The sequence below is a fragment of the Brachybacterium sp. ACRRE genome, assembly GCF_022346485.1.
GTDB classification, from domain to species: Bacteria; Actinomycetota; Actinomycetes; order Actinomycetales; family Dermabacteraceae; genus Brachybacterium; species Brachybacterium halotolerans.
In genome coordinates this window covers 1-25,099 of the sequence record NZ_JAKRMO010000063.1, presented here as the reverse complement: position 1 = coordinate 25,099, position 25,099 = coordinate 1, and the positions used below count along the sequence as shown (strand labels likewise).

The 25,099-nt window shown below is 73.6% G+C and carries 22 protein-coding genes; 10 read left to right on the top strand and 12 right to left on the bottom strand.

The window, feature by feature from the left end:
* Nucleotides 1-114 precede the first annotated feature (114 nt).
* Nucleotides 115-1,629, bottom strand: coding sequence for a glutamate--cysteine ligase (locus MHY49_RS15680; protein WP_239205685.1), 1,515 nt, complete (start codon nucleotides 1,627-1,629; stop codon nucleotides 115-117).
* 256 nt (nucleotides 1,630-1,885) lie between these two features.
* On the opposite strand from MHY49_RS15680, the gene MHY49_RS15675 reads away from it, so the two are divergent.
* Nucleotides 1,886-2,533, top strand: coding sequence for a GntR family transcriptional regulator (locus MHY49_RS15675; protein ID WP_239205683.1), 648 nt, complete (start codon nucleotides 1,886-1,888; stop codon nucleotides 2,531-2,533).
* 70 nt (nucleotides 2,534-2,603) lie between these two features.
* Entirely contained in the window at nucleotides 2,604-3,917 is a 1,314-nt protein-coding gene (locus tag MHY49_RS15670) for an MFS transporter (RefSeq protein ID WP_239205681.1), read from the top strand.
* A 103-nt stretch (nucleotides 3,918-4,020) separates the two neighbouring features.
* On the opposite strand, the gene MHY49_RS19210 is transcribed toward MHY49_RS15670, so the two are convergent.
* Nucleotides 4,021-6,708 carry a S8 family serine peptidase gene (locus MHY49_RS19210; protein WP_304502684.1) on the bottom strand — a complete coding sequence of 896 codons (2,688 nt, stop codon included), beginning with the start codon at nucleotides 6,706-6,708 and terminating at the stop codon, nucleotides 4,021-4,023.
* Nucleotides 6,709-6,976: 268 nt separating this feature from the next.
* On the opposite strand from MHY49_RS19210, the gene MHY49_RS15655 reads away from it, so the two are divergent.
* Nucleotides 6,977-7,747: a CHRD domain-containing protein gene (locus MHY49_RS15655; RefSeq protein ID WP_239205679.1), complete on the top strand. Its 771-nt coding sequence runs from the start codon at nucleotides 6,977-6,979 to the stop codon at nucleotides 7,745-7,747.
* A 16-nt stretch (nucleotides 7,748-7,763) separates the two neighbouring features.
* Nucleotides 7,764-8,489, top strand: a complete 726-nt coding sequence (locus MHY49_RS15650) for a class F sortase (RefSeq protein WP_239205677.1) — start codon at nucleotides 7,764-7,766, stop codon at nucleotides 8,487-8,489.
* A gap of 15 nt (nucleotides 8,490-8,504) precedes the next feature.
* Here MHY49_RS15650 and MHY49_RS15645 read toward each other — a convergent pair whose 3' ends face one another.
* The 9 genes from MHY49_RS15645 to MHY49_RS15605 all read right to left on the bottom strand — a co-directional run bounded on the left by MHY49_RS15645 (nucleotide 8,505) and on the right by MHY49_RS15605 (nucleotide 18,285).
* Complete coding sequence (locus MHY49_RS15645; protein ID WP_239205675.1) at nucleotides 8,505-9,275, bottom strand: anti-sigma factor domain-containing protein; 771 nt, start codon at nucleotides 9,273-9,275, stop codon at nucleotides 8,505-8,507.
* The gene (gene sigK, locus MHY49_RS15640; RefSeq protein ID WP_239205673.1) at nucleotides 9,272-9,880 is read right to left on the bottom strand and encodes an ECF RNA polymerase sigma factor SigK; all 609 of its coding nucleotides are present in this window, start codon (nucleotides 9,878-9,880) and stop codon (nucleotides 9,272-9,274) included. Before sigK ends, MHY49_RS15645 begins: the two co-directional genes overlap by 4 nt.
* Nucleotides 9,881-9,914: 34 nt before the next feature.
* Complete coding sequence (locus MHY49_RS15635) at nucleotides 9,915-11,312, bottom strand: copper resistance protein CopC (RefSeq protein WP_239205671.1); 1,398 nt, start codon at nucleotides 11,310-11,312, stop codon at nucleotides 9,915-9,917.
* Between the two features lie 7 nt (nucleotides 11,313-11,319).
* Nucleotides 11,320-12,042 (bottom strand): YcnI family protein, encoded by a 723-nt coding sequence (locus tag MHY49_RS15630; protein WP_239205669.1) that lies wholly within the window; start codon nucleotides 12,040-12,042, stop codon nucleotides 11,320-11,322.
* A 62-nt stretch (nucleotides 12,043-12,104) separates the two neighbouring features.
* On the bottom strand, nucleotides 12,105-12,641 hold the full coding sequence (locus tag MHY49_RS15625; protein ID WP_239205667.1) for a DUF5134 domain-containing protein: 537 nt from the start codon (nucleotides 12,639-12,641) through the stop codon (nucleotides 12,105-12,107).
* Between the two features lie 125 nt (nucleotides 12,642-12,766).
* Nucleotides 12,767-15,055, bottom strand: coding sequence for a cation-translocating P-type ATPase (locus MHY49_RS15620; protein WP_239205665.1), 2,289 nt, complete (start codon nucleotides 15,053-15,055; stop codon nucleotides 12,767-12,769).
* Entirely contained in the window at nucleotides 15,055-16,977 is a 1,923-nt protein-coding gene (locus MHY49_RS19410; RefSeq protein ID WP_239205663.1) for a cytochrome c oxidase assembly protein, read from the bottom strand. The genes MHY49_RS15620 and MHY49_RS19410 overlap by 1 nt, the downstream gene beginning before the upstream one ends.
* 10 nt (nucleotides 16,978-16,987) lie before the next feature.
* Nucleotides 16,988-17,902, bottom strand: coding sequence for a M48 family metalloprotease (locus tag MHY49_RS15610; protein ID WP_239205661.1), 915 nt, complete (start codon nucleotides 17,900-17,902; stop codon nucleotides 16,988-16,990).
* Nucleotides 17,899-18,285: a BlaI/MecI/CopY family transcriptional regulator gene (locus tag MHY49_RS15605; RefSeq protein WP_239205659.1), complete on the bottom strand. Its 387-nt coding sequence runs from the start codon at nucleotides 18,283-18,285 to the stop codon at nucleotides 17,899-17,901. Before MHY49_RS15605 ends, MHY49_RS15610 begins: the two co-directional genes overlap by 4 nt.
* Nucleotides 18,286-18,400: 115 nt before the next feature.
* On the opposite strand from MHY49_RS15605, the gene MHY49_RS15600 reads away from it, so the two are divergent.
* From MHY49_RS15600 to MHY49_RS15580, 5 genes are all read left to right on the top strand, one after another.
* Nucleotides 18,401-19,237 (top strand): sugar phosphate nucleotidyltransferase, encoded by an 837-nt coding sequence (locus MHY49_RS15600; protein ID WP_239205657.1) that lies wholly within the window; start codon nucleotides 18,401-18,403, stop codon nucleotides 19,235-19,237.
* Nucleotides 19,234-20,472 carry a galactokinase family protein gene (locus MHY49_RS15595; protein ID WP_239205655.1) on the top strand — a complete coding sequence of 413 codons (1,239 nt, stop codon included), beginning with the start codon at nucleotides 19,234-19,236 and terminating at the stop codon, nucleotides 20,470-20,472. Before MHY49_RS15600 ends, MHY49_RS15595 begins: the two co-directional genes overlap by 4 nt.
* Before the next feature lie 31 nt (nucleotides 20,473-20,503).
* On the top strand, nucleotides 20,504-21,763 hold the full coding sequence (locus tag MHY49_RS15590; RefSeq protein ID WP_239205653.1) for a glutaminase: 1,260 nt from the start codon (nucleotides 20,504-20,506) through the stop codon (nucleotides 21,761-21,763).
* A 36-nt stretch (nucleotides 21,764-21,799) separates the two neighbouring features.
* A complete protein-coding gene (locus MHY49_RS15585; RefSeq protein ID WP_239205651.1) occupies nucleotides 21,800-22,597 on the top strand; it encodes a hypothetical protein in 798 nt (265 codons plus the stop codon).
* A 70-nt stretch (nucleotides 22,598-22,667) separates the two neighbouring features.
* Nucleotides 22,668-23,552: an aminotransferase class IV gene (locus tag MHY49_RS15580; protein ID WP_239205649.1), complete on the top strand. Its 885-nt coding sequence runs from the start codon at nucleotides 22,668-22,670 to the stop codon at nucleotides 23,550-23,552.
* Between the two features lie 37 nt (nucleotides 23,553-23,589).
* Here the strand turns inward: MHY49_RS15580 and MHY49_RS15575 are convergent, their stop codons facing one another.
* Entirely contained in the window at nucleotides 23,590-24,471 is an 882-nt protein-coding gene (locus tag MHY49_RS15575) for a hypothetical protein (protein ID WP_239205647.1), read from the bottom strand.
* A 131-nt stretch (nucleotides 24,472-24,602) separates the two neighbouring features.
* On the opposite strand from MHY49_RS15575, the gene MHY49_RS15570 reads away from it, so the two are divergent.
* Entirely contained in the window at nucleotides 24,603-25,094 is a 492-nt protein-coding gene (locus tag MHY49_RS15570) for an SRPBCC family protein (protein WP_239205645.1), read from the top strand.
* Nucleotides 25,095-25,099: the final 5 nt, after the last annotated feature.

The following is a 25,099-nucleotide window of genomic DNA, read 5'->3' as shown; positions in this document are numbered from 1 at the left end:
GGGTGGAGCGGAGGTGGGGGAGGAGGGATTCTGGCTCATGCGCTCACTCTAAACCGGACATCCAGGATCTGAGACGCACTCTCGACATGCGGGCCGACGGGCCGGGCGGGTCCCTCAGGCGTCGGCCTGGCCCCGCGCGGGCATCGGCCACTCGTGCACGGGGCGCCCGGAGTGGACGCCCTCGATGTACATCGCTGTCATCCGGGCGAGGGCATCCTGGCGGCTCGCGCCGCGCAGCTCGAGGGAGGTGACGGTGTCGATCTGCCAGCGGGCGCCGTTGCGTCCCGAGCGGGCGCGCCCCAGCAGCACCGAGGTGTAGCGCTCGATCACGTCCTCGTCGGTCCCGAGGTCCCGCAGCCCCTGCATGGCCTGGGGGATGAGGTGCTCGACCAGCAGGTCCGCGACGCGCACCTTGCCCAGGCGCGGCCAGGTGATCCGGGCCTCCAGCCCCCACCGCGCGCACAGCTCGAAGTGCTCGGCGGCCTGCTCGAAGCTCATGCGCGACCACAGCGGGCGCCGCTCCTTCACGAGCGACTCGAGGATCCCGTAGAGGAACGCGGCGTTCGCGGCCATGTCGATCGCCGACGGCCCGGCCGGCAGCAGACGGTTCTCCAGCCGCAGGTGGGGCATGTCCTCGCCGGGATCGTAGATCGGCCGGTTCCAGCGCCACACGGTGCCGTTGTGCAGCATCAGCTCGTGCAGTCGCGGGGACGCGCTCTCGGCGAGCAGGGGCTCCTCGGCCATGGTGCGGGACTCGGGGATGAGCGCGGGGAACAGCCGCACGTTCTCCTCGAAGAGGTCGAACATCGAGGTGATCCAGCGCTCGCCGAACCACACCCGCGGGCGCACGCCCTGGGTCGCGTACTCCGGCGGGCGGGTGTCCAGGGCCTGCGTGAACGCGGGGATCCGGTTCTCGTGCCAGAGCCGGCGGCCGAACAGGAACGGCGAGTTCGCGCCCAGCGCAGCCTGCGGGCCGGCGATCGCCTGCGCGGCGTTCCAGACGTCGGCGAACTGCTCGGGGGAGACCTGCAGGTGCAGCTGCATGGAGGTGCATGCGGCCTCGGGCCCGATCGAGTCGAACTCGACGTCGAGCCCGCGGCCCTCGCCGCTGATGCGCAGGTGGATCTCCTCGCCGCGGGCCTCCATCACCGTGTTCTCGAGCGCCTCGTAGCGCGCGCCGGGGGAGCGCCAGGAGTCGTCCTCGAACATCTCGGAGGTGAGGGTGGGCAGGTGCCCGACGGGCACCACGCGCGCGCCGTGCCGGCGCGCCGTGGCGTCGGCCTTCTCGATCCGCTCGTGCAGCTGCTGCTCGAGGTCCCGCAGCCCGCTGCCGCGCGGATGGGTGACCGGCAGGTTCGCCTCGACGTTGAAGCGACCCAGCTCGTGCACGAAGTCCGGGTCGTCGATCGCGGGGATGACCTCGTCGGCCAGCAGGGCCGGCGACATCGGATCCCCGGCGCCGGATTCGACGGCGAGGTTCATCTCGAGCTCGACGCCGATGGTGCCCTCGGTGCGGAACTCGGCGGTGTCCAGGAACGTCTCGAACAGGTCGAGATTGCGCCTCAGCTCCCGCCGGTAGTGCGTGCGCTCGCTGCGGGTGTACTGGGTCGAGCCGATCTCGCGTCCCATCGCGACCTCCCCCTGGACTCCGGTGCGCACGGGGCCGACGGACGGGCCGACGGGTGGGTCGGTCCGCAGCCTCCCGCGCGCGGGTGCGCCCCATCAAAGCACGTGGCCGGGGCGCACGGAACGCGTGCTCGCGCGAGGGTGCCCCAGCGCACGCGGGGACGGTGCCGGGGCGGGTCCCGGGAGCCCCGTTATCCTGAGGTGACCAGGGCGTGCCGTGGGCGGCCGCCGACGGACGGGACCGGACGGGGTGGGGCGGATGGCGCAAGCGGCGGGAGCGCCGAGCGCGGCCGAACGGGCATACCTGCGGATCCGGGAGCGGATCCTCGACGGCGACCTGGCGCCCGGAGCCATGCTCGGGGAGGCCGGGCTCGCGCAGGAGCTCGCGGTGAGCCGCACGCCGGTGCGGGCAGCGCTCGTGCGACTGCAGCAGGAGGGGTGGATCGCGATCTACCCGCAGCGCGGAGCCCTGGTCCGCGGGCTGAGCCAGCGCGCGGTGGAGGAGCTCGCGGAGGCCCGCGCGATGCTCGAGATCACGAGCGCGCGCCGCGCGGCCCCGGACGCCCGGCGGCGGAGCGCCGCCCGGCTCGAGGAGGTCCTGGAGGCGCAGCGTCGCACGGTGCGCACGCGCGACCTGCGGGAGCACGTGACCTCGCTCCTCGCCTTCCACCGCTGCTTCGTGGAGGCGGGAGGCAGCGACGTGCTGCTGGAGCTCCACGCGCGTCTGGCCGACCGCCACCGCTTCGCGCTCTCCGTCGAGGGCGAGGCGCTGCTGGAGCGCGGCGAGGAGACGATCCGCGAGCACGCCGCGCTCGCGGAGGCCTTCACGGGCGGGGACCTGGACCTCTTCGAGGAGCGGCTGCGTGCCCACGTCTCGGAGGTGGGATCGCCTCGCGAGGGCGTCTGAGGACCCCTAGACTGGGATACAAGTCGTGTCCGAGACTCGCCCGGGCATGATCCCGTTCGAGGAGAGCACGATGTCCCGACCCGCCGCGCCCACCGGCACGACCACCGCCGCCGACCCGCGCGGCGTCTCGCACCCGGCGCAGCGCAGGACCCTCGCCGTGCTCGTCGTCGCCCAGATCCTGGGCACGATCGGGCTGGGCGTGGCGCCCTCGATCGGCATCCTGCTGGCCGGCGAGGTGACGGACAGCGAGGCCTGGGCCGGTCTCGCCCGTACCTCCTCGACGCTCGGCGCCGCCCTGATGGGCGTGCCGCTGGGGATGATGGCGGCCCGGCGCGGACGCCGCGTCGCGCTCACCGTCGGCTGGTGGATCGCCGGGCTCGGAGCCGCCCTGCTGGTCCTGGCCGCGCAATGGGACCTCGTCGTGCCGCTGTTCCTCGGACTGCTGCTGACGGGCGCCGGGACGGCGGCGAGCCTGCAGGCGCGGTTCGCCGCCACGGACCTCGCCTCGCCGGCGACCCGGGCGCGCTCCCTCTCCCTCGTCGTGTGGATGGGCGCCATCGGCAACGTGCTCGGCCCCAACCTCGGCGTGCCCGGCCAGGCGATCGGGGCGGCGACGGGGCTCTCGGTCTATTCCGCCGCCTTCCTCATCGCCGCCGTCGGGTCGGTCGTGGCCGGGGCCGTGGTGCTCGTGCTCCTGCGGCCCGATCCGCTGCTCCTGCTCGCCCGCGACAGCGCCGCACCCGACCTGACCGTCCGGTCCGCCCGCCCCGCCTCGCGACGGCAGCGGCTGCGGGACATGGCCCGGGAGTTCCGCGTGAACCGCCGGGCCCGCACCGCGCTCGTCGCGATCCTCACCTCCCAGACCGTCATGGTCGCGCTGATGACCATGACCCCCGTGCACGTCCAGCACGAGGGCGGGTCGGTGACGATCGTGGGGATCACGATCAGCCTGCACGTCGCGGGCATGTACGGGCTCTCGCCCGTGGTCGGAATCCTCATCGACCGCGTGGGGCACCGCGCCGCCGTCGTCGCCGGGATCGTGCTCTTCGCGGCCTCGCTCGCGCTGGCGGTCCTCGCCTCCGGGTCGATGGCGGGGGTGATGGCCTCGCTGATCCTGCTCGGACTGGGATGGTCCTTCATGAACGTGGGCGGGTCGGCCCTGTTCGGCGCGGCGGTCTCCGACCGTGCGCGGGCGTCGGCGCAGGGAGGCGCGGACGCGCTCTCGAACCTGTGCGGAGCCGTCGCCTCCTTCGCGTCGGGGCCGATCATGGCCGTCAGCAGCTTCTCGGTGCTCGGCATGATCGGGGCCGTGCTGCTCGTGCCGGTCCTCGTGCTCGCGCTCGGCTCCGGGTCCTGGCGGGAGGACCGCGCCCCGGCGTCCTGACGGCGGGACCACGTCGCCCCCGACCCGCGGCTGCGGATCGGGGGCGACGGTGGGGGACGGGGCCGTCAGCGCCTCGGCGGCGGCGACGGATCCCGCGCCGGGCTCAGGGCTTCTGGTGCGACAGCGTCAGCACCTCGGAGTCCCAGCTCTCCCAGTCGGAGGCCGTGTCGGGATCGCCGAGGGCCTTGAGCACGCGGACCTCGATGATGTACGTCCCGTCCTTCGCGGAGACGGTCTTCCCCTTCGCGGTCTGGTAGGTGCCGTCCCAGGGCAGCGCCTCGGTCTCGGACGAGCGGCCCCACTTGCTCTCGGAGCTGACCGTGCCCACCTTGGGGTTCACGAGCTTTCCCTTCGAGCCGTCGGCCTTGGCGTGGTACACGGCCACGTCCAGACGCTCGACCGGGTAGTCCAGGTAGAAGAGGACGTAGGGGACGTCGTCCCCGGACATCGAGTACGTCGCGTCCTCGCCGGAGACCGGCACGATGTTCTCGCCCTGCGCCTTGCCGAGGACCGGCAGGCCGTCGTGGGCGCCGAGCACCTCGACGTTCTGGTAGTCGCCGGACATGCCCGCGAAGGGCACCGAGAGGTCCTCGTCATCGCTGGTCAGCTGGATCCAGCCGCCATAGATGATGCCGTCCTCGCCGAAGTCCTCGCTGATCCGCGCGGTCACCAGCGCCGAGCGGTGCGGCTGGATGGTCACCGAGCGGCTCGAGAGCCGCACGGAGGGGTCCGCGACCTGGAAAGCCGGGTCCGACGGCGAGCCGCCGGTGGCGACGCCGGTGCGGGTCGAGACCGCATAGGTCTTCGCCGCATCGCCGTCGTTGCGCACGTTCACCGTGACCGAGTGGGCGCCCTGCGAGCTGTCGCCGAGCGAGATCGTCGGCTCGGCGACCGACGTGGAGGTGTGGGCGGCCTCGACCATGTCGAGCATGCCCGCGCCCTGACGGTGCACCGGCTCGAGGTAGCCCTTGCCGGGCTCGAGCGACCAGTCCAGCGGGTCGGCCGTGTTCACGAGCGCCGACTTCACCTGCTTCGGCGTCCAGCCCGCATGCTCCTGCAGCATCAGCGCGGCCGCGCCCGCGACGTGCGGGGAGGCCATCGAGGTGCCGGACTTCGTGCCGTGCCCGCCCTGCTCGAGCGGCACGGTCGAGTAGATCTGCCCGCCGGGGGCCGACAGGTCGGGCTTCAGGCCCAGCTCGGCCGTGAGCCCGTACGAGGAGAAGGACGACATGAGGCCGGCGCCCGCGTTCGGGAACACGGCCACGCCGTCCTTCCAGGCGATCTTCGTCGTGCCCGCCGCGATGGCCTTCTGCAGGGCGACGCCGTCGTCCTGGGTGATGGAGACGACGGGAATCGTGATCTCCGGGTCGCCCGCGACGGTGGGGCTGATGAGGCCGGCGCTGTTGTTGTAGAGCACGACCGCGGTGTACCCGGCCTCCTGGGCGTTCGCCGCCTTGTCGTGGAAGGAGCACGTGCCGCGCTTGACGAGCAGGGCCTGCTTCTTCTTCGTCGGCTTCGGCACCTCGGCCGGATCGCAGGCCAGGACGGGGGCGTCGGCCGCGTCCGAGTCCTCGCCGGCGCTCGCCAGCACGACCTTTCCGGAGGTCGGGACCGTCCCGCCGTCCTCGGCGGAGGTGAAGCCGTACTTCGTCTTGCCGACGGCGAAGTAGGGGGTGTGGGCGTCGGTGTTCTCGACCGAGCCGACGGTGATCACGTCGCTGCCGACGCCGGGCGCGCCGCCGGAGAACGTGCCGGCCTCGCCCTCGTTGCCGCCCGAGGCGACGACCACGACGCCCTTGGCGGTGATCTCGTTCGAGGCCTGCGCGGTCGGGTAGTCGTCCCAGGTCATGAACGAGGCGCCGAGCGACATGTTGATGACGTCGACGCCGTCGGCGAAGGCGCGGTCCATCGCGGCGAGGATGACGTCGGTCGAGCTCGTGCCCTCGCAGCCGAAGATCCGGTAGGAGGCGATGTCGGCCTTCGGGGCGACGCCGGTGACGTCGCCGTCGGCCCCGATGATGCCCGCGACGTGGGTGCCGTGGCCGCCGCAGTCGTCCGGGTACTCGTCGGGCTTCGGGACGCTGCCCGCGACAGAGGAGTCGTAGTCGTCGCCCACGAAGTCGTAGCCCATGGTCACGCGCGAGCCGGGGAAGTCCTTCGTCTGGTCGTCCGTCCCGGAGCCGCCGAGGTCGGGGTTGTTGTAGTCGACGCCCGAGTCGATGACGCCGACGGTCACGCCCTCGCCGTCCAGGCCGTCGACCTTCTGGACCGTGTCCACGCCGGTCATGGCGTTGGCGTACTCGTCCTCGGGGGAAGCGTCGTCCTGATCCGGCGGCAGGGCCACCTGCATCACGGGGTAGACGGCGGTGACGCCGTCGACGTCCTGGAGGGCCTCGGCGTCGGCCTTCGTCATCGAGACGGCCATGCCGTTCCAGGCATGCGTGAAGGACTGGTCGACGGTCACGTCCAGGCCGTCCTTCTCCGCCTTCTCCACGACGCCGGTCTGCTTCGTCTTCAGCGTGCGCTGAGGAGTGCCCTGCGCCTGCGGGGCGCCCTCGACCTGGACCAGGTAGCGGTCGGGCACGGAGCCCTTCACGTCGTCGAGGGAGGGGGAGCCCTTCGCGGGGGCCTCGACTCCGTGGGAGGAGGCCGTCCCGAGGTCGTCGCCCTGGCCGTCGGCCTGGGCGGGGAGGGGGCCGAACATGGCGGCGGCGAGGGCTGCCGCGGCGCCGGCGGTGAGGAGGGATCGGGGGGAGAGGAGAGCGCGGCGGTGCGCAGGGAGGTGTCTCATGGGCTGCCTCGGGGAGTGGAGAGGGATGGCCGGCGACGCCGGGCGGGGTCCTGAGGAGAGCACCCCGACGTGACGCATGACACCACGCCCCGGTCGCGCGCGGAGCGGGTCGGCGGACACCGAGACCCATCCGTGACCTTCCCGTGACATGGCATCGGGCGGGATGGATCCGGATCCCGACCAATCCGGACCGCCCGACGCTCCGAACCCCCTTCGTCACCGTCCCCTGCGGCCCGTCGGCCGCACGGTGACTCCGAACGGAGGCATCATGCGCAAGACGATGAAGTCCATCTCCCTCATGGCGGCCACGATGGCGGCGGTCGGCTTCGGCGCCACCGCCCCGGCCCTCGCGGAGGGAAGCGGCGCGCACAGCTACCAGGCGGACCTCACGGAGCTCAACGATTCGGGCGCCTCGGGCACGGCCTGGCTCACCCTCGACGGCGACCAGCTCACCGTCAAGATGGATACCAAGGGGCTGCTCGACGGCTCGCCGCACGCCCAGCACATCCACATCGGAGGCAAGGGGAAGTGCCCGGACCCGAACATGAAGGGATCCGGCGAGAACGGCGCCATCCAGGTCAGCGATGCCATGGACGACTACGGCATGATCGGCGCCTCGCTCACCACGAAGGGCGGGACCGGACCGGACAACGGCCTGGACGTCGAGAACTTCCCCACGGGTGACGGCCACTACGAGCGCACCATCACGGTGAGCGACGACGTCGCCTCGTCCCTCAAGGACGGCAAGGCGGTCGTGGTCGTGCACGGTGTCGACCACAACGGCAGCGGCAAGTACGACGGGGACACCAAGTCCGATCTCGACCCGTCGCTGCCCAGCGAGGCCACCGATCCCGCGGCCTGCGGTGCGGTGACCGTCAGCCAGATGTCCGACATGCCGCAGGGCGGCGTCGAGACCGGTGACGGCACGACCGCCGGCATCGAGGACGCCGGTCTGCTCGCAGCGGGCGGCGCGCTCGTCACCGCGGGCGTCGTCGGAGCCGTCGTGAGCCGTCGTCGCAGCGCGCGCACGCAGAAGTGAGGATCGTCGTCCCTCGATGAGCAGCACGACGACGAAGCACCGCCGCGGCGGCCGCCTCTGGGCGGCCGCCGCGAGCGGTGCGCTGTGCGTGGCGGGGCTCGTGCTCCTGATCGTCTTCCTGCTCGATCAGGAGCCGGTGCCGCCCCAGGCGCCGGCGGCGCAGGCCTCCTCCAGCAGCTCCGACAGCTCCAGCGGCTCCAGCAGCTCCGGCGCGACGACGCCGCCGTCGAGCGAGGCGGAGCAGAGCCCCTCGACCTCCGCGGCCCCCAGCGCGCCCGCGGCGCTGCCGGCGTCGAAGCCGGTCCGCGTCCGGGTGCCGGACCGCGACATCGACGGGGACGTGTTCGCCCAGGCACTCGCCGACGACGGGACGCTGCCGGCGCCCCGCGGCGCCCGCAAGGACGACGCCGCCTGGTTCGACGGGTCGCCGACGCCCGGTGAGAAGGGCCCCGCCGTCATCGAGGGCCACGTGACCTACAGCAGCCGGCCCTCCGTGTTCTTCGAGCTCGGGGCGGTGCGCACGGGCGACCGCGTCGAGGTGGACCGCGCGGACGGCAGCACCGCGACCTTCGAGGTCTACGACGTCGGCCGCTTCCCCAAGGACTCGTTCCCCACCTGGGCCGTGTACGAGAACACCTCCGCCCCCGAACTGCGCCTGATCACGTGCGGCGGCACGGTCGACGCCTCCGGGCGCCACGCGGACAACGTGATCGTCTTCGCGAGGCTCGTCGACGAGGGCTGAGCCCGGATCGTCCCCTCAGGAGTACTCGAGGGAGGCCAGGACGGTCGTCGGCTGCTCCGAACCCCCGGCGGGCTCGAGGCTGATGGCGGCGCCCTCGGCCGACCCCGCGGACAGCAGTGTGCGGGAGTCGCCGTCATCGTCGGGGTGGACCAGACCTGCGCTCACGGGGCCCTCGGACTCCATGGTCCACGCCTGGTAGTCCTTGCCCGACGGAGCGGCGGGAAGGTCCTCGACCTTCAGCACCGCAGAGCCCAGGGAGGGTGAGCGCACCGCCGTGATCCGCGCCGAGCGCCATGTCGTCGTGTACTCCCGGGCGTCGTCCGCCGCGAGCACCTCGTCGATGTCCTTCTCCTCCTGCGAGCGCCAGGGGCGTGCGACGACGAGGCCGGTCGCGACCAGCGCGCTCGCGGCGAGGGCGAACCCTCCGGCGAGGACGGCGCGGCGCCTCGGCCGGCGCGGGAGCCGCTGCTCCTCGGGCTCCTCGGCCGTCGCGGGCGTCGCGGGCGTCGCGGGCGTCGCATCCGACCCGTCGCTCGCGGCCTCCAGGATCCGGTCGCGCAGCGCGGCGGGAGGGGGCGTCTCCAGCCCCTCGGAGAGACCGACCGCGGTCTCGCGCAGGGAGTCGACGAGCTCACGGCACTGCGGGCACGTGTCCAGGTGGGCCTCGACGGCCGCGGTCTCGGAGGGGTCGAGGGCGTCGAGCGCATAGGAGGCCGCGAGCGACTCGAATTCCTCGTGCGTGGGGTCGCGATCGTTGTCGTGCGGTGCTCCGCGGCTCTCGCTCATCTCTCCTCCTCCCTCGTGTGCTCCGTGCTCATGATCCGCCGCAGGGCCAGCAGCCCGTCCCTGATGCGCGTCTTCGCCGTCCCCAGCGGGATGCTCAGCCGCTCGGCGACCTGGGACTGGGTGAGTCCGTCCAGATAGGCCAGGCGGATCGCCTCGCCCTGCCTGTCCGACAGCTGCGAGAGCGCGCCGCGCACGTGGCGCGCCTCGATGCCGTCCAGAGCCGTCTCGCTGGTCGGGTCGGGCTGCTCCGTCGACGATCGTGATTCGTAGGCGATGTCGCGATCGGATTGCGACTGTGACGCGCGCACCCTGTCCACCGCGCGGCGGTGGGCCATGGTGAGGATCCAGGCCAGCGCCGACCCCCTCGACGGGTCGAAGGACGAGGCCCGGCGGAACACCTCGAGGTACACCTCCTGGGTGACCTCCTCGGACTGGGCCCGGTCCCTCAGCACCCTCAGCACGAGGCCGAACACGCGCGCGCTCGTGGCGTCGTAGAGGCGGGGGAAGGCGTCCGCGTCCCCTGCGGCGATCGCGAGCAGGGTCTCGCGCAGGACGTCCGCGGATGCCGTCGCCGCGGGGGCGCGCTCCTCCTCGGGCGTCGTCATCCGGCCATCCTAGGGGCGGGGCGGCGGTGGAGGATCACGCGGTCCCGGGCGTCGCCGGTGCGACCGGCGCGTCGACCGGGACCGTGGACGAGGCGGACGCCGGGGCGCTCATCGAGTCCATCGAGTCCATCGAGTGCACGTGCGGGCTGAGGTTCACGAGCAGGCCGGTGATCGCGAGCACCCCCAGCAGCAGCACCGCCTCGCGCCGCATGATCCGCAGCAGGCGCTCCCACGGGGCGTCGGCCGCCGCGATCGCGGGCAGCAGTCGGCTGCGGTTCCACGCCGCGAGCCCCACCGCGACGGCGACGACCACGAGCTTCACGAGCAGCGTGCGCCCCCACGCCGAGGTCACCAGCGCCGAGGGCGAGTCCAGGATCAGCACTGCCATGGTGGTGCCGCTCGCGGCCAGCACCAGCACGCTCACCAGCGCCACGAGGGAGAACCGCCGCACCACGGCCACGCCCTCCGCGGCCGCCGAGTGCCGGTGCAGCGCCGTGAGCATCGCGATCGCGGCGAGCAGCCCGCCGGACCACACGGCGCCCGCGAGCAGATGGGCGGCGTCGGCGAGGAGCATCAGCGGACGCGGGGCGATGGATGCCGAATGGCCGACGAGCACCGGGGCGATCAGCGCCAGCAGCGCGCCGGGGACGGAGAGCGCCGGCCTGCGCGCCCCTCCCGCCCCGAGGACCAGGGCCGCCCCGAGGATCACGACGCCCGCTCCGACGACGGGCGGCGCCGAGAGCCCCGCGCCCATGCGCGTCCAACCGGCGACCTCGGCCGCCGTCACGGGGACGAGGAGCGCGGCCGCCGCCGCGGCCACCAGCGCGAGCACCCGCAGGGCCCGCGTCGCCCGGTGCGAGGCCATCACGGCCCGGGCCGCCGCCCCGCGCGCCACGAGCACGGAGCACAGCAGCATGCCCGCCATCACCAGCAGCGAGAGGTACTCGGCCACGGTGAGCACCGGGACCAGCGTGCTCGCCCCCGCGCCCGGCTCCTCGTGCGCCGCGGCGCCGGCGCCGCTGTCGCCGGACGGCGCGGCAGGGATCGTGGACGGGGCGCCCACGGAGAAGTCGAGGGTGCCCGACACCGGATGCCCGTCGGCCGAGACCACCCGATAGGTGAGCACATAGCTGCCGTCGGGGAGGTCCGAGGGCAGCGCGGCGAGCACGTCGTCGTCGCGGGAGTGCGCCTCGAGCGTCGTGGAGGTGCCGTCCGGTCGGGTCAGGTGGGTCTCGCCCTCGATCGGCCGTACGTGCTCGTCGAAGGTGAGGGTCGCCGTCCCGGGGGCGTGCTCGACCACGGTCCCGTCGTCAGGGCTGCTGGACTCCAGCTGGGCGTGCGCGAGCGCGGGAGCGGCCCCGCCGAGCATCAGCAGCAGGCCGAGAAGGCTCCCGAGCAGCACCCGCAGCGCGGGCATCCGGAGATGGGTCACGACGGGATCAGCGCCTCCTGCGCACGGTGATCAGCGCCGCCGCGCCGCTCAGCAGCCCGAGCGCGCCGATCACGAGGCTGGTGACGACGAGCGCCGTGGTCGTGCCGTCGAGGGCCGCCTGGGGCTGGGCGACGGCGGTCGCGGTGGAGGAGGTGCCGGACGCGTCGCCGGACGCGGCGCCGGAGGCGGCGACGGCGACCGAGGGCGCCGGGGACTCGAGGTCGTCCTCGCTCTGCCCCTTCTTCGGCACCTGGGTCCACGCGGTCTCGCCCTTCTCGCAGGTCTGCGTGGTGGGGAAGGTGAGCGTAGTGCCCGCGGCGTCCTCGGGGATCTGCAGGGAGAGCTCGAAGGAGTCGCGCTCGCCGTCGGGCAGGGGGGTCTTCGCCGTGTACACGACCTGGGAGTCGCGCTCGGTGACCTCGTTGCCGTGGGCGTCGGTCTCGGGCTCGGCGAGCTTCTCGTGCTTCGTCGTGACGTCGTAGTACGGGTTGCGCGTGGGCGTCACCTCGTCGACCCCCTCGGGCAGGTCGATCGCCACCCTCGTGGTGGCCGAGCCGTCGCAGCCGTGGGGGACGCTGAAGGTGACCACGGTGTACGCGCCCGCGGTCGTGTCCTCGGCGTCCGCGGTCACGTGGGCCTGCGCGGCCGCGGGCACGGCGAAGGCGAGCCCCGCGGCGGCGAGGCCGAGCGCTGCGCGGAGGGGGAGTCGGCGTGCGGTGTTCGCAGTCATGGATGTCCTCGTGGTGGGGGATCGGCAGGGATTCGGAGTCGGAGGGGAATCGGATGGGTCGATCAGTGAAGCAGCATCAGCCAGCAGGCCAGGGCCATGGCGAGGTCCATCGCGGCCATCATCCGCAGGCCCGCGCGCGGGCCCGGCGACTCGTGGGCCTCCGCGAGCTGCAGCAGACCGGAGACCGCGAGCACGCCCGTGAAGGCCACGCCCAGCAGGCCCGCGCCGGTGGGCAGCATGGTCATGGAGTGGGCGCTCGAGCCCGGGTCGGCGGACATCGTCACCACCATCCAGACCATCGCCAGCATCATCACCGCGTGCTGGCCCTGGTGCAGCGGGCCGTGGACGCTCGCGTCCGTGCGGCCCTCCGCGAGCTGGAGCAGGGCGAGCAGGGCGAACCACGCGGTGGCGAGGGCGAACAGGACGATCTGGGGGAGCGCGGGCAGAACGCTCCACCAGGACCAGGACATGGCGACCATGACGACGCACATGAGCACGTGCAGGAGATCGCCCACGCGGTCGACGGGTCGGTCGCGATGGCGCACCGCGCGCACGAGCGCGTGGACGCCGAGCACGGCGAACACGATGCTGAGCGCCACCGCGCCGATCGTCCCGTGCATCCCGCTCCGCCCGTCTTAGTTCTACGTTCTGTAGAGAACTCTAGGGCCGGCCGACGGGGCCCGCAAATCGACCGGCAGGATGCACGATGCGACCGGCCGCGCGCTCAGCGCCCCGTGCGCCCGGTGCGCGGCCGGCGCGAGCGGAAGTTCTGCAGGCGCAGCGAGTTGTGCACGACGAACACCGAGGACAGCGACATCGCGCCCGCCGCGATCAGCGGGTTCAGCAGGCCGATCGCGGCGATCGGGATCGCCGCCACGTTGTAGCCGAAGGCCCACACGAGGTTCGTGCGGATGGTGCGGTTGGTGGCCCGCGAGAGCGCGATCGCGTCGATCACCGCGAACAGGTCCTCGCGGACCAGGATGATGTCCGAGGACTTCAGGGCGACGTCGGTGCCGGTCACCATGCCGAGCCCCAGGTCCGCGGCGGCCAGCGCCGCGGCGTCGTTGATGCCGTCGCCGACCATCGCGACCGAGTGGCCGTCGGCGCGCAGCTCCTCGATCGCGGCGGCCTTGCCCGTGGGCAGGACGCCCGCGCGCACGTCGCCGATGCCGAGGTCCGCGGCCGCGCGCCGGGCGGCCGCCTCGGAGTCGCCCGTGAGCAGCACGGTGCGCAGGCCCGCCTCGTGGAGCGCGGCGATCGCGCCGCGCGCATCGGGCTTGATCTCGTCGGCCAGCACGATCGCGCCGACGGCCCCGCCCTCGCGGGCGACGAGCACGGCCGAGCGCCCGGACGCCTCCGCCTCGCGCACCGTCTCCGCGAGGTCCGTGGGCACGGTGATCTCGACGGTCTCCATGTGCGCGGGGCTGCCGACGGCCACCTGCGCGTCCTCGATCACGGCCTCGACGCCCAGCCCGGGCGTGACATGGAAGTCGCGGGCCTCGGGGACGTCGGCCACGCGGCTCGCCGCGTGCTCGCGGATGGCCGTGGCCACGGCGTGCTCGGAGGAGGACTCGGCGGCCGACGCCCAGCGCAGCACCTGCGCGGCGCTCGCCCCGCCCGTCACCACCACGCGCTCGACGCTCGGGGCGCCCGCGGTCAGGGTGCCGGTCTTGTCGAGGACGACGGTGGTCACGGTGCCGCTCGCCTCGAGGGCGTCCTGGCCCTTGACCAGGATGCCGAGCACGGCGCCGCGGCCCACGCCCACCATCAGCGCGGTGGGGGTCGCGAGGCCGAGCGCGCACGGGCAGGCGATGATGAGCACGCTGATCGCGTTCGAGACCGCGGTGGCGGTGTTCGCGCCCAGCAGCAGCCAGATTGCGGCGACGAGCACGCTGAGCACGAGCACGACCGGCACGAACACGCGCACCACGGCGTCCACGGTGCGCTGCACGTCGGCCTTGCGGACCTGGGCCTGCTCGGCGATCGCGGCCATCTGCGCGAGCTGCGTGTGCGCGCCGACGCCCGTCGCCCGCACCACCAGCAGCCCGTCGGTCGAGACGGTCCCGCCCACGACCTCGTCGCCGATCCCGGACGTGCGCAGCACGGACTCGCCGGTCATGGCGCCCGTGTCGATCGCGGCCGAGCCCTCGACGATCTCCCCGTCGGCCGGGACGGTCTCGCCGGGACGCACCACGAGCAGGTCGCCGCGGCGCAGCTGCTCGATCGCGACCATGGACTCGGCGCCGTCGCGGCGCACGCGCGCCTCGCTCGCCCCCAGTGCGGTGAGCGCCCCCAGGACGTCTCCCGCGCGGCGGCGGCTGCGGGACTCGAAGTAACGGCCGGCCAGCTGGAAGGTGGTCATCCCGGCCGCGACGTCGAGGTAGAGGGCGTCGGCCCCCGCCGGCGCGCGCCCGAAGCCGAGCCAGAAGCCGTCCTGCGGCTCGAGGCCGACGAGCATCGAGACGATCGCCCAGCCGAAGGACACCGCGATCCCGATCGAGACCAGGGTGTCCATGGAGACCGCGCCGTGGCGCAGGTTCCGCAGCGTCATCCGGTGGAAGGGCCAGGCGGCCCAGGTGACCACGGGGATCGCGAGCAGCACGCACAGCAGCTCCCAGCCCGGGAACCGCCACTGCGGCACCAGGGCGAGCACGAGCGAGACGTCCATCAGCGGGATCGTCAGCAGCGCGGCCGCGATCAGCCGGCGCCGCAGGGAGGTGATGCGCATCTCCGTCGCGCGGCGGGACCAGGTGTCGTCGGCCTCGTCGTGCACGGCGGCGTCGTAGCCCGCGGCGCGGATCAGCGTGATCGCCTCGTCCGGGGCCTCGATGCCGGTGACCAGCGCGCGCTCGGTCGCGTAGTTCACGGTCGCGGAGATGCCGTCGGCCTTGTTGAGCTTGCGCTCGATGCGGTTCGCGCAGGCCGCGCAGGTCATCCCCGAGACGTCGAAGCTCCAGCGCTCGGCCGGATCGACCGGGGCGGGAGTGCGGGACTCGAGCACGGGCGGGGTCATCAGCTGCCCTTCCTGTCCGAGAGCTTCTTGAGCATCTCGTTGTACGCATCGAACTCGTCGTCGAGCCCGCGATCCATGTGGCGGTCGCGGCGTCTGGCCTCGACGTCGTCCTGCCGGGCCCACTGCACGCCGAGCGCGATGATCGCGATCACGAGCGGCACCTCGCCGCCCGCCCAGGCCACGGACCCGGCGACCTGCTGGGAGTGGGCGAGGTCCGCCCACGGCAGGTCGAGGTAGGTGTAGTAGGTCTCCGCGAGGATCGTGGAGCTCGAGATGATGGCGACGCCGAAGAAGGCGTGGAACGGCATCGCCGCGAGGATGTAGCCGAGGCGGCCGATGTGCGGCAGCGGCCGCGGCGGCCGGTCCACGCCGATGATCAGGCTGTAGTAGAGGTAGCCGACGAGCAGGAAGTGCAGGTTCATCAGCTGGTGCGCCCAGTGGTAGCGCATCATCAGCCCGAACAGCGGGGAGAAGTACAGGCCGTAGTAGCTGCCGATGAACACCACGAACACGAGCGCCGGGTGGTAGACCGTGCGCATCACCGGCCAGTTCAGCGCCTGCGTGATCCAGGCGTGGATGCCCACGGTGCGCGCGTGCGCCGCCGACGCGCGCAGCATCAGCGTGATGATCCCGCCCTGGACCAGGAAGATCGGGGCGAGCATGCCCAGGCTCATGTGCACGGCCATGTGCACGCCGAAGTCGGGCGCCGAGTAGCGGCCGATCCCGCTGTTCGTCGCCAGCAGCACCACCAGCCAGCCGGCGATCCAGAAGATCGTGCGCGAGAGCGGCCAGCGGTCCTCGCGCCGCCGCAGCGAGATCACCATCGCCAGGTACAGCACGATCATGGCGAGCGAGAGCACCGAGAACAGCAGGTTCAGCCGACCGGTGGACAGCAGCACCTCGGCCGACGGCGCCTCGGGCACCTCGTAGCCCATGAACACCTGCGGGATCGAGGTGGGCACGAAGTACTGCGGCGGCGGGATCCGCAGCATCGCCGCGCCGGCGCCGAGCACCGCGAGCAGCAGCGCGCCGAGCGCCGTGACGCGTCGGCCCTCGAGCGTCCCCGAGCCCCGCACCAGCAGCAGCGCGCCCATCGCGAGCAGCAGCAGGATCCGCACGCCCTCGAGCGCCGCGGTCGGTGTGCCGAGCGCGCCGGCGCCCTGGAGCTTGAACCAGGCCAGGACGATCTCGAGCACGAGGGCCGCGGGCACGCCGATCCGCGCGAGCAGGCGCAGGCGGCCGCGGTCGGTCCGCGGGGCGCCGGTGGCACCGAGGATCGCATCGACCAGCAGCGGGGCGAGCAGCAGGCCGATCACGAGGGTCTGCAGCGTGCCGGCGTCCGAGCCGACGTCGTGGTTCGGGCCGACGAGGATCTGCCCGACGACGACCGGCGCGAGGATGCCGATGCAGCCCGCCCACAGGCCCAGCAGGAGGGTCGCCCAGCGCGTCGCGAGGAAGGCGGTGAGGGCGACGACGAGCGCCGCGACCGCGGTGACCGTCCAGGCCCGCGGCATGTAGCCGAACGAGTACACACGCAGCATCGTGTCGGGGCTGATCACCCGCGACAGGGCCAGGCCGTTGGTGTCGGCGGCGCTCGCGACGATGCTCGCGAGCGAGAGCACGCACCAGCTGACCGAGGAGACGAGCAGTGCGGTGAGGTCGGGCGCGGACTGCACGCGGCGCGCTGATTTGCGGGTGCGCGCGTGCAGGAAGGCGACCGTGACCAGGGAACCCAGGGTGAGCACTCCCGCGAAGGCGGCGGCGGACTCGATGAGCCCCGCGACCAGCGCGGTGGTCGCCCCCGGGTACTCCCGGTGGATCGAGGTGAAGAGCTGCTCGCCGAGCGCGGCGTCGGCGATCACGGGCGGCACGCACACCAGCGCGACCGCCACGGCGATCCACGCGACGACTCGGGTTCTCACGCCCAGAACTCTACTTCGTGTAGACGTTCCCGGCCGGGCCGGGAAGGGGTGCTGGAGCCGAGGTCACACGGTCCTCCGCACCGCGCGCGGCGAGGCGCTCGGCGCGCACCAGCAGCGCGGGCGAGGCCACGAGGGCGTGGCAGGCGCGCAGCCCCGCGAGCAGGCGCCCCTCGCCGACGGCGCGGGCGGCGGCGTCGTCGGCCGCGAGCTCGGTGAGCAGGTGCACGCGCCCCACCAGAAGACGGCGCAGCGCGGAGCGCCGGGGCAGGCACGCGGCATGCCAGGCGCACAGCCGCCGCATCTCGGCATGACGCCCGCGCAGATGGGCGGCCTCGTGGGCGAGGACGCCGCGCAGCTCGGCGGCGGTGAGCGCCTCGCGGGCCTGCCGCGACACCGTGATCTCGGGGTGCCTGCCGCCTATCGCATGGGCGATGAGGCGCGGGTCGTCGACCTCGTAGAGCACCGCTCCGGTCTCGGCGTCGAAGGCCATGCGCACGGTGGCGGGGGAGCGGCGCGCGACCGGTCGGGCCGTGCTCGGTCCCTCGGCATCCAGCAGCGCGTCCTCGGCGGCGGCGTCGGGATCGGCGGCGGACCCGTCGGCGGGCGCGCCCCGCCCGGGGCCCCCGAGCGCCATCGCGGCGAGCACCCCCGCGCCGCCCAGCCCGAGCCACGCGAGGAGCGCGAGGGCGAGCGCACGCGCCGAGGCGGAGATCGAGACGGCCCCCGTCGGCCCCGAGAACGCGACCAGCAGACCGGCCGTCAGGACCGAGGCGGCCGCGAGCGCGAGGCCCGCGGCGCCGATGCCGAGCCACAGCCCGAGCGCGAGCCGCGGATGCCAGACCTGCCAGCGGCCCGCCACGAGCGGGAGCACGGAGGCCGGCGCGCACAGCAGCGCCCCGGCGAGCACGAGCAGCAGCACGATCACGAGGCGGCGCCCCGCGGGCGGCGCGCGTCGATCGCGCTGCGCATGAGCTCGATGTCCTCACTGCTCAGGGTGTCGGCGAAGGCGAGCAGGGCGCCGCGGCGATCATCGGCCTCGTCGAGGGTCTCGACCATGTCGCGGGCGTGCGCCTCGGCGCTGCTGATGCGCGGGCGGAAGCGCACCTTGCGCGGCGAGAGGGCCTCCCGCTCGACCATCCCCTTCTCCTCGAGGCGCGTGAGCACCGTGAGGATCGTCGTGTACGCGGGGACGGGGTCGGCGAAGGTGCCGAGGATCGCGCGGGCGCCGAGCGCCTCGTCGGCCTGCCAGAGGGCGCGCATGACCAGCGCCTCCAGGGCGCCGTTCGAGCGCGCGCGCACGCCAGCCATGGGCGGATCTCCTCGGGTGGACGGGGTCGGGACGACCCGCGCAACTCTACACGGCGTCGTGGTGATGCGGCCCGTCGTGAGGCCCTCCCGCGTGAAGCCTTCTACACTCGTCCCCGTGAGCGCGACGACGACGAGCCCTGCCGCCCCGGTGACCCGTGCCGTGATCCTCGCCCGCGGGCTCGGCACCCGCATGCGGAGGGCCGACGACGACGCGCAGGTCGACGAGAAGCAGGCCGCGGTCGCCGCGAGCGGCGTGAAGGCGCTCATCGACGTCGGCCGTCCCTTCCTCGACTTCGTGATCAGCGCCCTCGCGGACGTCGGCGTCACCGACGTGTGCCTCGTCATCGGCCCCGAGCACCATGTGCTGCGCGAGTACGCGGAGCGCACGAGCGGGGGCCGCGTCACCGTCACCACCGCCGTCCAGGCCGAGCCGCGCGGCACCGCCGACGCGGTCGCGGCCGCCCGCGACTTCGCCGGCGACCAGCGCGTGATCGTCCTGAACTCGGACAACCACTACCCGGCCGAGGCCCTGCGCGCCCTCGCCACGGCCCCCGGCAGCGCCCTCGTGGGCTTCGACCGCGAGGCCCTCGTCGCGCAGTCGAACATCCCCGCCGAGCGCATCCGCGCCTTCGCCCTCGTGGACGTCGACGTCGACGGCCGCCTGCGGGACATCGTCGAGAAGCCGGACGAGCAGACCCTTGCCGCCTTCGGCGACGACGCCCCCGTCTCCATGAACGCCTGGCTGTTCACCCCCGGCATCTTCGAGGCCTGCGCGCGCATCGACCCGTCCCCGCGCGGCGAGTACGAGGTGATCGACGCCGTGCGCCGTCAGGTCGCGGGCGGGGAGGTCTTCACCGTGGTGCCCGCCGCCGTGGGCGTGCTCGACATGTCCTCCCGCGGCGACATCGCCTCGGTCCAGGAAGCGCTCGCGGGCATCGAGGTGCGCCTGTGAACGCGCCCGCCTCCCTGCCCGACGAGGTCGCCTGGTTCGTGCCCGGCCGGGTCGAGATGCTCGGCAAGCACACCGACTACGCCGGCGGGCGCTCCCTGCTGGCCGCCGTCGACCGCGGCCACACCGTCACCGCGCGCGCCCGCGAGGACCGGAAGCTGCTGGTCACGAGCTCCATCGCCCGGGAGACCCTCGAGATCGACCTCGACGCCGAGCCCGCCGGACGGCTCGGCGCGGGCCACTGGTCGGGGTACGTGCGCACCGTCGTCGACCGGCTGCGCGCGAACTTCCCCGGCCGCTCCCGCGGCGCCGAGATCGGCATCGAATCGGACCTGCCGCTCGCGGCCGGGATGTCGAGCTCCTCGGCGCTCGTCGTCGGCCTCGCCCTCGCCTACGGCGAGCTCTGCCGGATGGGCGACGAACCCGCCTACCGGGAGGTCGTCACCGATCGCGAGCGTCTCGCCGAGTACCTCGGCTGCGTCGAGAACGGCCAGAGCTACGGCCCGCTCGCCGGCCACCGCGGCGTGGGCACCTTCGGCGGCAGCGAGGACCACGTCGCGATGCTGTGCGGCCGCGAGGGACAGATGGTCCAGTACTCCTTCTGCCCCGTCGCCTTCGAGAGCGCGGTGCCCTTCCCCGAGGACCGCGCCCTGGTCATCGCCGTCTCCGGGGTGCAGGCGGAGAAGACCGGATCCGCCCTCGAGCACTACAACCGCGTCTCCCTCTCCGCGCGGGACATCGTGGGCATCTGGAACGAGCGCACGGGCCGCCACGATGCCACGCTCGGAGACGTCGTGGCCGCCGACCCCGGCGCCGCGGACGAGCTGCGCGCCCTGATCGACCCCGGCACCTACCTCTCCGCCCGCCTCTCCCAGTTCCTCGAGGAGTCCGAGCGGATCATCCCGGCGGCCACCGACGCGCTCGCCGCCGGCGACCTCGCGACCTTCGGGAGCCTGGTCGACGAGTCGCAGCAGCTCGCCGAGGAGGGCCTGGGAAACCAGACCCCCGAGACCGTCGCCCTGCAGCGCCTGGCCCGCGAGATGGGGGCCGACGCCGCCAGCGCATTCGGCGCCGGCTTCGGCGGCAGCGTCTGGGCGATGGTCCCCGCCGAGCGCGCGGACCGCTTCGCCGTCGACTGGGTGGACCGCTACGCGGACACCTTCCCCGTCGCCGGGCGCGCCGCGACCTGGCTCGTCACCCGTCCGGGACCGCCCGCCCACCGGGTGCGGAGCAGCTGAGCACCCATCCGACCCCGCCCCTGGAGGCACCATGCATTCCCCCGTCGGCGAGTACCTCCAGCAGATCCTGTCCGAGTGCGCGGCCGACGACGGCGCCGTCGCCGACTACATCCCCGAGCTCGCCGCGGCCGACCCCGACCACCTCGCCGTGGCCCTGTGCACCCCCGACGGCACCCTCTACAGCGCGGGGGACGCCGAGCGCCGCTTCACCATCCAGTCGATCTCCAAGCCCTTCGCCTACGCGCTCGCGCTGCGCGACCACGGCATCGACGCGGTGCTCGAGAAGGTCGGGGTCGAGCCGTCGGGCGACGCCTTCAACGAGATCAGCCTCGAGGAGGGGAACGGGCGCCCCGAGAACCCGATGATCAACATCGGCGCCATCACCACCCACACCCTCGTCGGCCCCGCGGACCTCGACGAGGACGCCCGCACCTCCCGCGTCATCGAGGGCCTGGGCGCCTTCGCGGGCCGCGAGCTCGCGGTCGACGAGGACGTCTTCGCCTCCGAGATGTCCGAGGTCTGGCGGAACCTGGCGCTCGCGTCCCTGGTGCGCGCGAACGGCATCATCTCCGGCTCCCCCGAGGAGGCGGTGCGCGGGTACACGCGCCAGTGCGCGGCGCTCGTGGACGTGCGCGACCTCGCCGTGATGGGCATGACCCTCGCCCGCGGCGGCACGAACCCGCTGACCGGCGAGCAGGTCGTCCCCGAGGAGGTCGCCCGCCAGGTGCTCTCGGTGATGACGAGCTGCGGCATGTACGACGCGGCGGGGGACTGGCTCTCCGCCGTCGGGATCCCCGCGAAGTCGGGCGTCGCCGGCGGCATCCTCGGCGCGCTGCCCGGGCAGGTGGGAGCGGGAACCTTCTCCCCGCGCCTGGACCGCTTCGGCAACTCGGTGCGCGGGGTGCGGGTCTTCGAGCGCCTGAGCCGGGACATGAACCTGCACCTGATGCGGATCCCCGAGCCGTCCCTCGAGGTCATCGGCCGCCGCGAGAGGACACGGCGCGGTCGGCGCCTGGTCGTGCTGCAGGGCGCGATGGACTTCGCCTCGGCGGAGATGGCGCTGCGGCACTTCGAGCGCATCGACCCGAGCGAGGGCGACGTCGTGGTGGACATCGGCATGGTCTCCTCCCTCAACGACGTGGGCCGGCGCATGCTGCACGAGGGCCTCGCGCGCCTCGCGGCCGACGGGCACCGCGTGGTCGTCGTCGACCCCCACGGCCGCCTCGGGGACCTCGGCGCCGGGCGCGTCCCCTACATCGCCCGCGTGGTCCCGGACCGCCGGGACGAGTAGGGCCGTCGCGACCGGCTCCTGTGCCACGATGAGCCCATGCCCGCTTTCGACTGGCCGCATGACGCGGCGCCCCTGCCCATCGAGCCCCTGCGCGGGGCGATCGACCGCCTGACCGCGCTCGCCGCCCGCCACGAGGGCGTGCTCGAGCTGATCGCCCCGCTCGAGGCCGAGGACGAGCAGAGCGACGGCGCCCCGGGCACCGCGGGGCTCGCGGGCGGCGTCGCCGGTGACCCCCGCGCCTACCTGCCTCCCGTGCTCTCGAGGATCGCCGACGAGTTCGGCGGGATCCGGGTGGTCGGCGGCGACGCGGCGCTCATGATCGTCGTCGACGAGCGCAGCGACCTGGGCCCCTTCACGATCCTCACCGACCCGGTCTCCTTCACGCCGCTGTACGAGGGCGACGACGTCGCCGTCGTCCTCGCGATCGACGCGCAGGGCGCGGCAGGTCCGGTCTTCGCGATCGGCGAGGACCTCGCCCTGACCCTCGTCGCCCCCGACCTCGTCGACTACGTGCAGCGGTTCACGGAGGCCCTGGACCTCGCGGTGACCACGACGGCCGACGAGACGGTGGACGCCGAGCTGGTCGCCGACCGCATGGAGGAGTCCTTCTTCGCGCCCCTGTTCGCCGAGGACCCCGAGCGCACCGTCGCCCTGACCGTCGAGGCCCCCTCAGGCGTCGACGCGCCCGCGGACGCTCTCGCCGTCGCCGACCTGCGCGGCGCCGCCCCCGGTGCGCGCGTCGAGGTCATGAACGCCGACCTCCCGGGCGACCCGCTCGACATCGGCATCGCCTGGCGCGCCGACGGCCTCGTGGTGGTGGTGACGGGCGAGTGAACCGGCGCGCGGCCGTGTGCGCCGCGCGCGCGTAGGATCGGGGGTTCCCCGCCCGATCCAAGGAGTCGTCGTGTCCTCTCGTCCTGCCGTCCTGGTGATGATCCCCGGAGTCGCCGCCGATCCCGCGCTCAAGGCCCGTCCGGCCTTCCGCCTGGTCGACGAGGGCGCGCCGCAGTTGCGCGTCACCGATCTCGCCGCCACCCGGGGCGATGGCGTGTTCGAGACGGTGGGCGTGTTCGACTCCCGTCCCGCGAACCTCACGCCGCACCTCGAGCGCCTGCAGCGCAGCGCCCGCATGCTCGACCTGCCCGCGCTCGATCTGGACGTGCTCGCCCAGGCGGTCGACGCCGCGGTCACCGCGCACCTGCCGGTCCCCGAGCTGCTCGTGAAGATCGTCGTCTCCCGCGGCGTCGAGGGGCAGTCGCGCCCCACCGCCTGGGTCTTCGCCGACGCCGCCCCGAGCTACGCCGCAGCCCGCGCGGGTCTGCGCGTCGCGGCCCTGGACCGCGGCATCCCCACCACCGCGCCGCAGACCAGCCCCTGGCTGCTCGCGGGCGCCAAGAGCCTCTCCTACGCGATCAACATGGCCGGTCTGCGCGAGGCCGCGCGGCGCGGGGCCGACGAGGTCCTGTTCATCTCCTCCGACGGGTACGCGCTCGAGGGGCCGACGTCGACCCTGCTGGTCAAGCGCGGGAACCGCTTCCTCACCACGCCGGTGGACGCGGGCGTGCTGCCCGGCACGAGCCTGGGCTCGGTGTTCGAGCTCGTGCGCGGCGAGGGCGCCGAGGCGGCGGAGGAGCTGATGACGCTCGCGCAGGTGGCGGAGTCCGACGGTGCCTGGCTGCTGTCCTCGGTGCGCCTGGCCTGCCCGATCACGCATCTCGACGACGTGGAGCTGCCCGTGGACCGGGCGCTCACCGATCGCCTGAGCGCGGCGATCGCAGGGCGGAAGTAGGCGGGAGCAGAGGCTCCAGAGGCTCCGGTCGGGACTTTCAGGCGGCGCGGCGGAGGAGCGCCGGCGGCGCCCACGGCGTCATCCGCTTCGCGCGACGACGCCAGCTGCCGTGCAGACCCGCACGCGTCGACTCGTCCCGACCCGAGTAGGGCAGGTCGATCCATGCGTGCGCCGCGGCGACGGCCGGGCGCACGTGCTCGCGCAGGAGCGCGGCGACGCCGCCCACGTGCTCGGTCGGTACGACGAGCACATCGACCATCGGCCGGGTCCAGTGGGTGTCGGCACCGTGGTCGTCGAAGACCATGACGGTCTGCTCGTCGCTCGAGCAGACGCGCGCGAGGGTGCGCACGAAGTCGCGGTCGCGCACGTCGGACCAGATGTGCGGGCGGCCGTCGAGACGGACGGTCGCGGTGGTGAGCAGCTGCGAGCGCACGCGCAGGTCCGTCACCTCGATCTCGGGCAGAGGGGCCCCGGTGTCCGAGCACAGGCGCTGGGCGACCTTGTGGATGCTGCGCTCGAGCTGCTCGGCGCTCGGCGTGGACTCCCCGAAGAGGTCCGCGCGGGGCGGCAGCACGCGGTGGCGGCCGCCGATCGCGTAGCGCCCGTCGATCCGCTCGTGCAGCAGCCACCAGAAGGCGCAGCGCTGCAGGCCGGGGACGGGGGGAGTGGTCTCGGGCTGCTCGTCCGCATCGGGCACGAGCTCGAGATCGCGGCGCGAGGCGGCCTGCACGGCGCGGGCGACGGCGGCGGGCGTGACGTGCTCGCGCAGCGAGAGGCCGAGCGCGGCGAGCATGTCGACCTGCTGGTCGATGCTCGGAGCCGGCGCCCCGGCGCGCAGGACGTCGTCGACGGGCGCTGCGTGCGCAGCGGGCGTCCCCTCCCCGTGGAGCAGGGTGCGCATCCGATCCGTGATGCTCATGGCGACCTCCTTCTTCTCGTCGAGCTGCGGCTGCAGGACCACCGTATGCAGGGCCCTCCCGTCGGCAGGTGACGAGCAGGCGAACTCTTCGCGTCGAGTGCGCGACGGAGCGCGCAGGGCAGAATCGGGGCATGACCTACGAGATCGAGGACTCCCTGATCGTCCCTGGCTCTCCCGGGGACGTGTACGCCCTGCTCAGCGACGTGACGCGCACCGGTGAATGGAGCCAGCAGTGCTATCGCTGCGCATGGGACGACGACGCCCGCGGCGTCGGTGCGCGCTTCACCGGCTGGAACCGCACGCCCGAGCGCGAGTGGCACACCACGTCCGAGGTCGTCGCCGACATCCCGGGCGAGCGCTTCGCGTGGTCCGTCGGCCCCGGCCGCGCGGAGTGGGGGTACCGGATGGAGCGCGCGGAGGCGGCCGACGGGGACGGCGGCGCGGCGAGCGGGCCCCGCACCCTGCTCACCGAGTACACCCGCACCACGCCCCTGTTCGAGACCACCTTCGCCGAGCGCTACGGCGACCGCGCGGAGGAGGAGATGGCGACGCGCCGGAAGGCTGCGGAGGCGGGCATCCCGGCGACGCTCGAGGCGATCCGGAGGGTGCTCGCGGGGGAGTGAGCGGG

Excerpts from the sequence above, each read along its gene's own strand:
- MHY49_RS15680 (WP_239205685.1), bottom strand. The coding sequence starts at position 1,629 with ATGGGACGCGAGATCGGCTCGACCCAGTACACCCGCAGCGAGCGCACG.
- MHY49_RS15675 (WP_239205683.1), top strand. The coding sequence starts at position 1,886 with ATGGCGCAAGCGGCGGGAGCGCCGAGCGCGGCCGAACGGGCATACCTG.
- MHY49_RS15670 (WP_239205681.1), top strand. The coding sequence starts at position 2,604 with ATGTCCCGACCCGCCGCGCCCACCGGCACGACCACCGCCGCCGACCCG.
- MHY49_RS19210 (WP_304502684.1), bottom strand. The coding sequence starts at position 6,708 with ATGAGACACCTCCCTGCGCACCGCCGCGCTCTCCTCTCCCCCCGATCC.
- MHY49_RS15655 (WP_239205679.1), top strand. The coding sequence starts at position 6,977 with ATGCGCAAGACGATGAAGTCCATCTCCCTCATGGCGGCCACGATGGCG.
- MHY49_RS15650 (WP_239205677.1), top strand. The coding sequence starts at position 7,764 with ATGAGCAGCACGACGACGAAGCACCGCCGCGGCGGCCGCCTCTGGGCG.
- MHY49_RS15645 (WP_239205675.1), bottom strand. The coding sequence starts at position 9,275 with ATGAGCGAGAGCCGCGGAGCACCGCACGACAACGATCGCGACCCCACG.
- sigK (WP_239205673.1), bottom strand. The coding sequence starts at position 9,880 with ATGACGACGCCCGAGGAGGAGCGCGCCCCCGCGGCGACGGCATCCGCG.
- MHY49_RS15630 (WP_239205669.1), bottom strand. The coding sequence starts at position 12,042 with ATGACTGCGAACACCGCACGCCGACTCCCCCTCCGCGCAGCGCTCGGC.
- MHY49_RS15620 (WP_239205665.1), bottom strand. The coding sequence starts at position 15,055 with ATGACCCCGCCCGTGCTCGAGTCCCGCACTCCCGCCCCGGTCGATCCG.
- MHY49_RS15605 (WP_239205659.1), bottom strand. The coding sequence starts at position 18,285 with ATGGCTGGCGTGCGCGCGCGCTCGAACGGCGCCCTGGAGGCGCTGGTC.
- MHY49_RS15590 (WP_239205653.1), top strand. The coding sequence starts at position 20,504 with ATGCATTCCCCCGTCGGCGAGTACCTCCAGCAGATCCTGTCCGAGTGC.
- MHY49_RS15585 (WP_239205651.1), top strand. The coding sequence starts at position 21,800 with ATGCCCGCTTTCGACTGGCCGCATGACGCGGCGCCCCTGCCCATCGAG.
- MHY49_RS15575 (WP_239205647.1), bottom strand. The coding sequence starts at position 24,471 with ATGAGCATCACGGATCGGATGCGCACCCTGCTCCACGGGGAGGGGACG.
- MHY49_RS15570 (WP_239205645.1), top strand. The coding sequence starts at position 24,603 with ATGACCTACGAGATCGAGGACTCCCTGATCGTCCCTGGCTCTCCCGGG.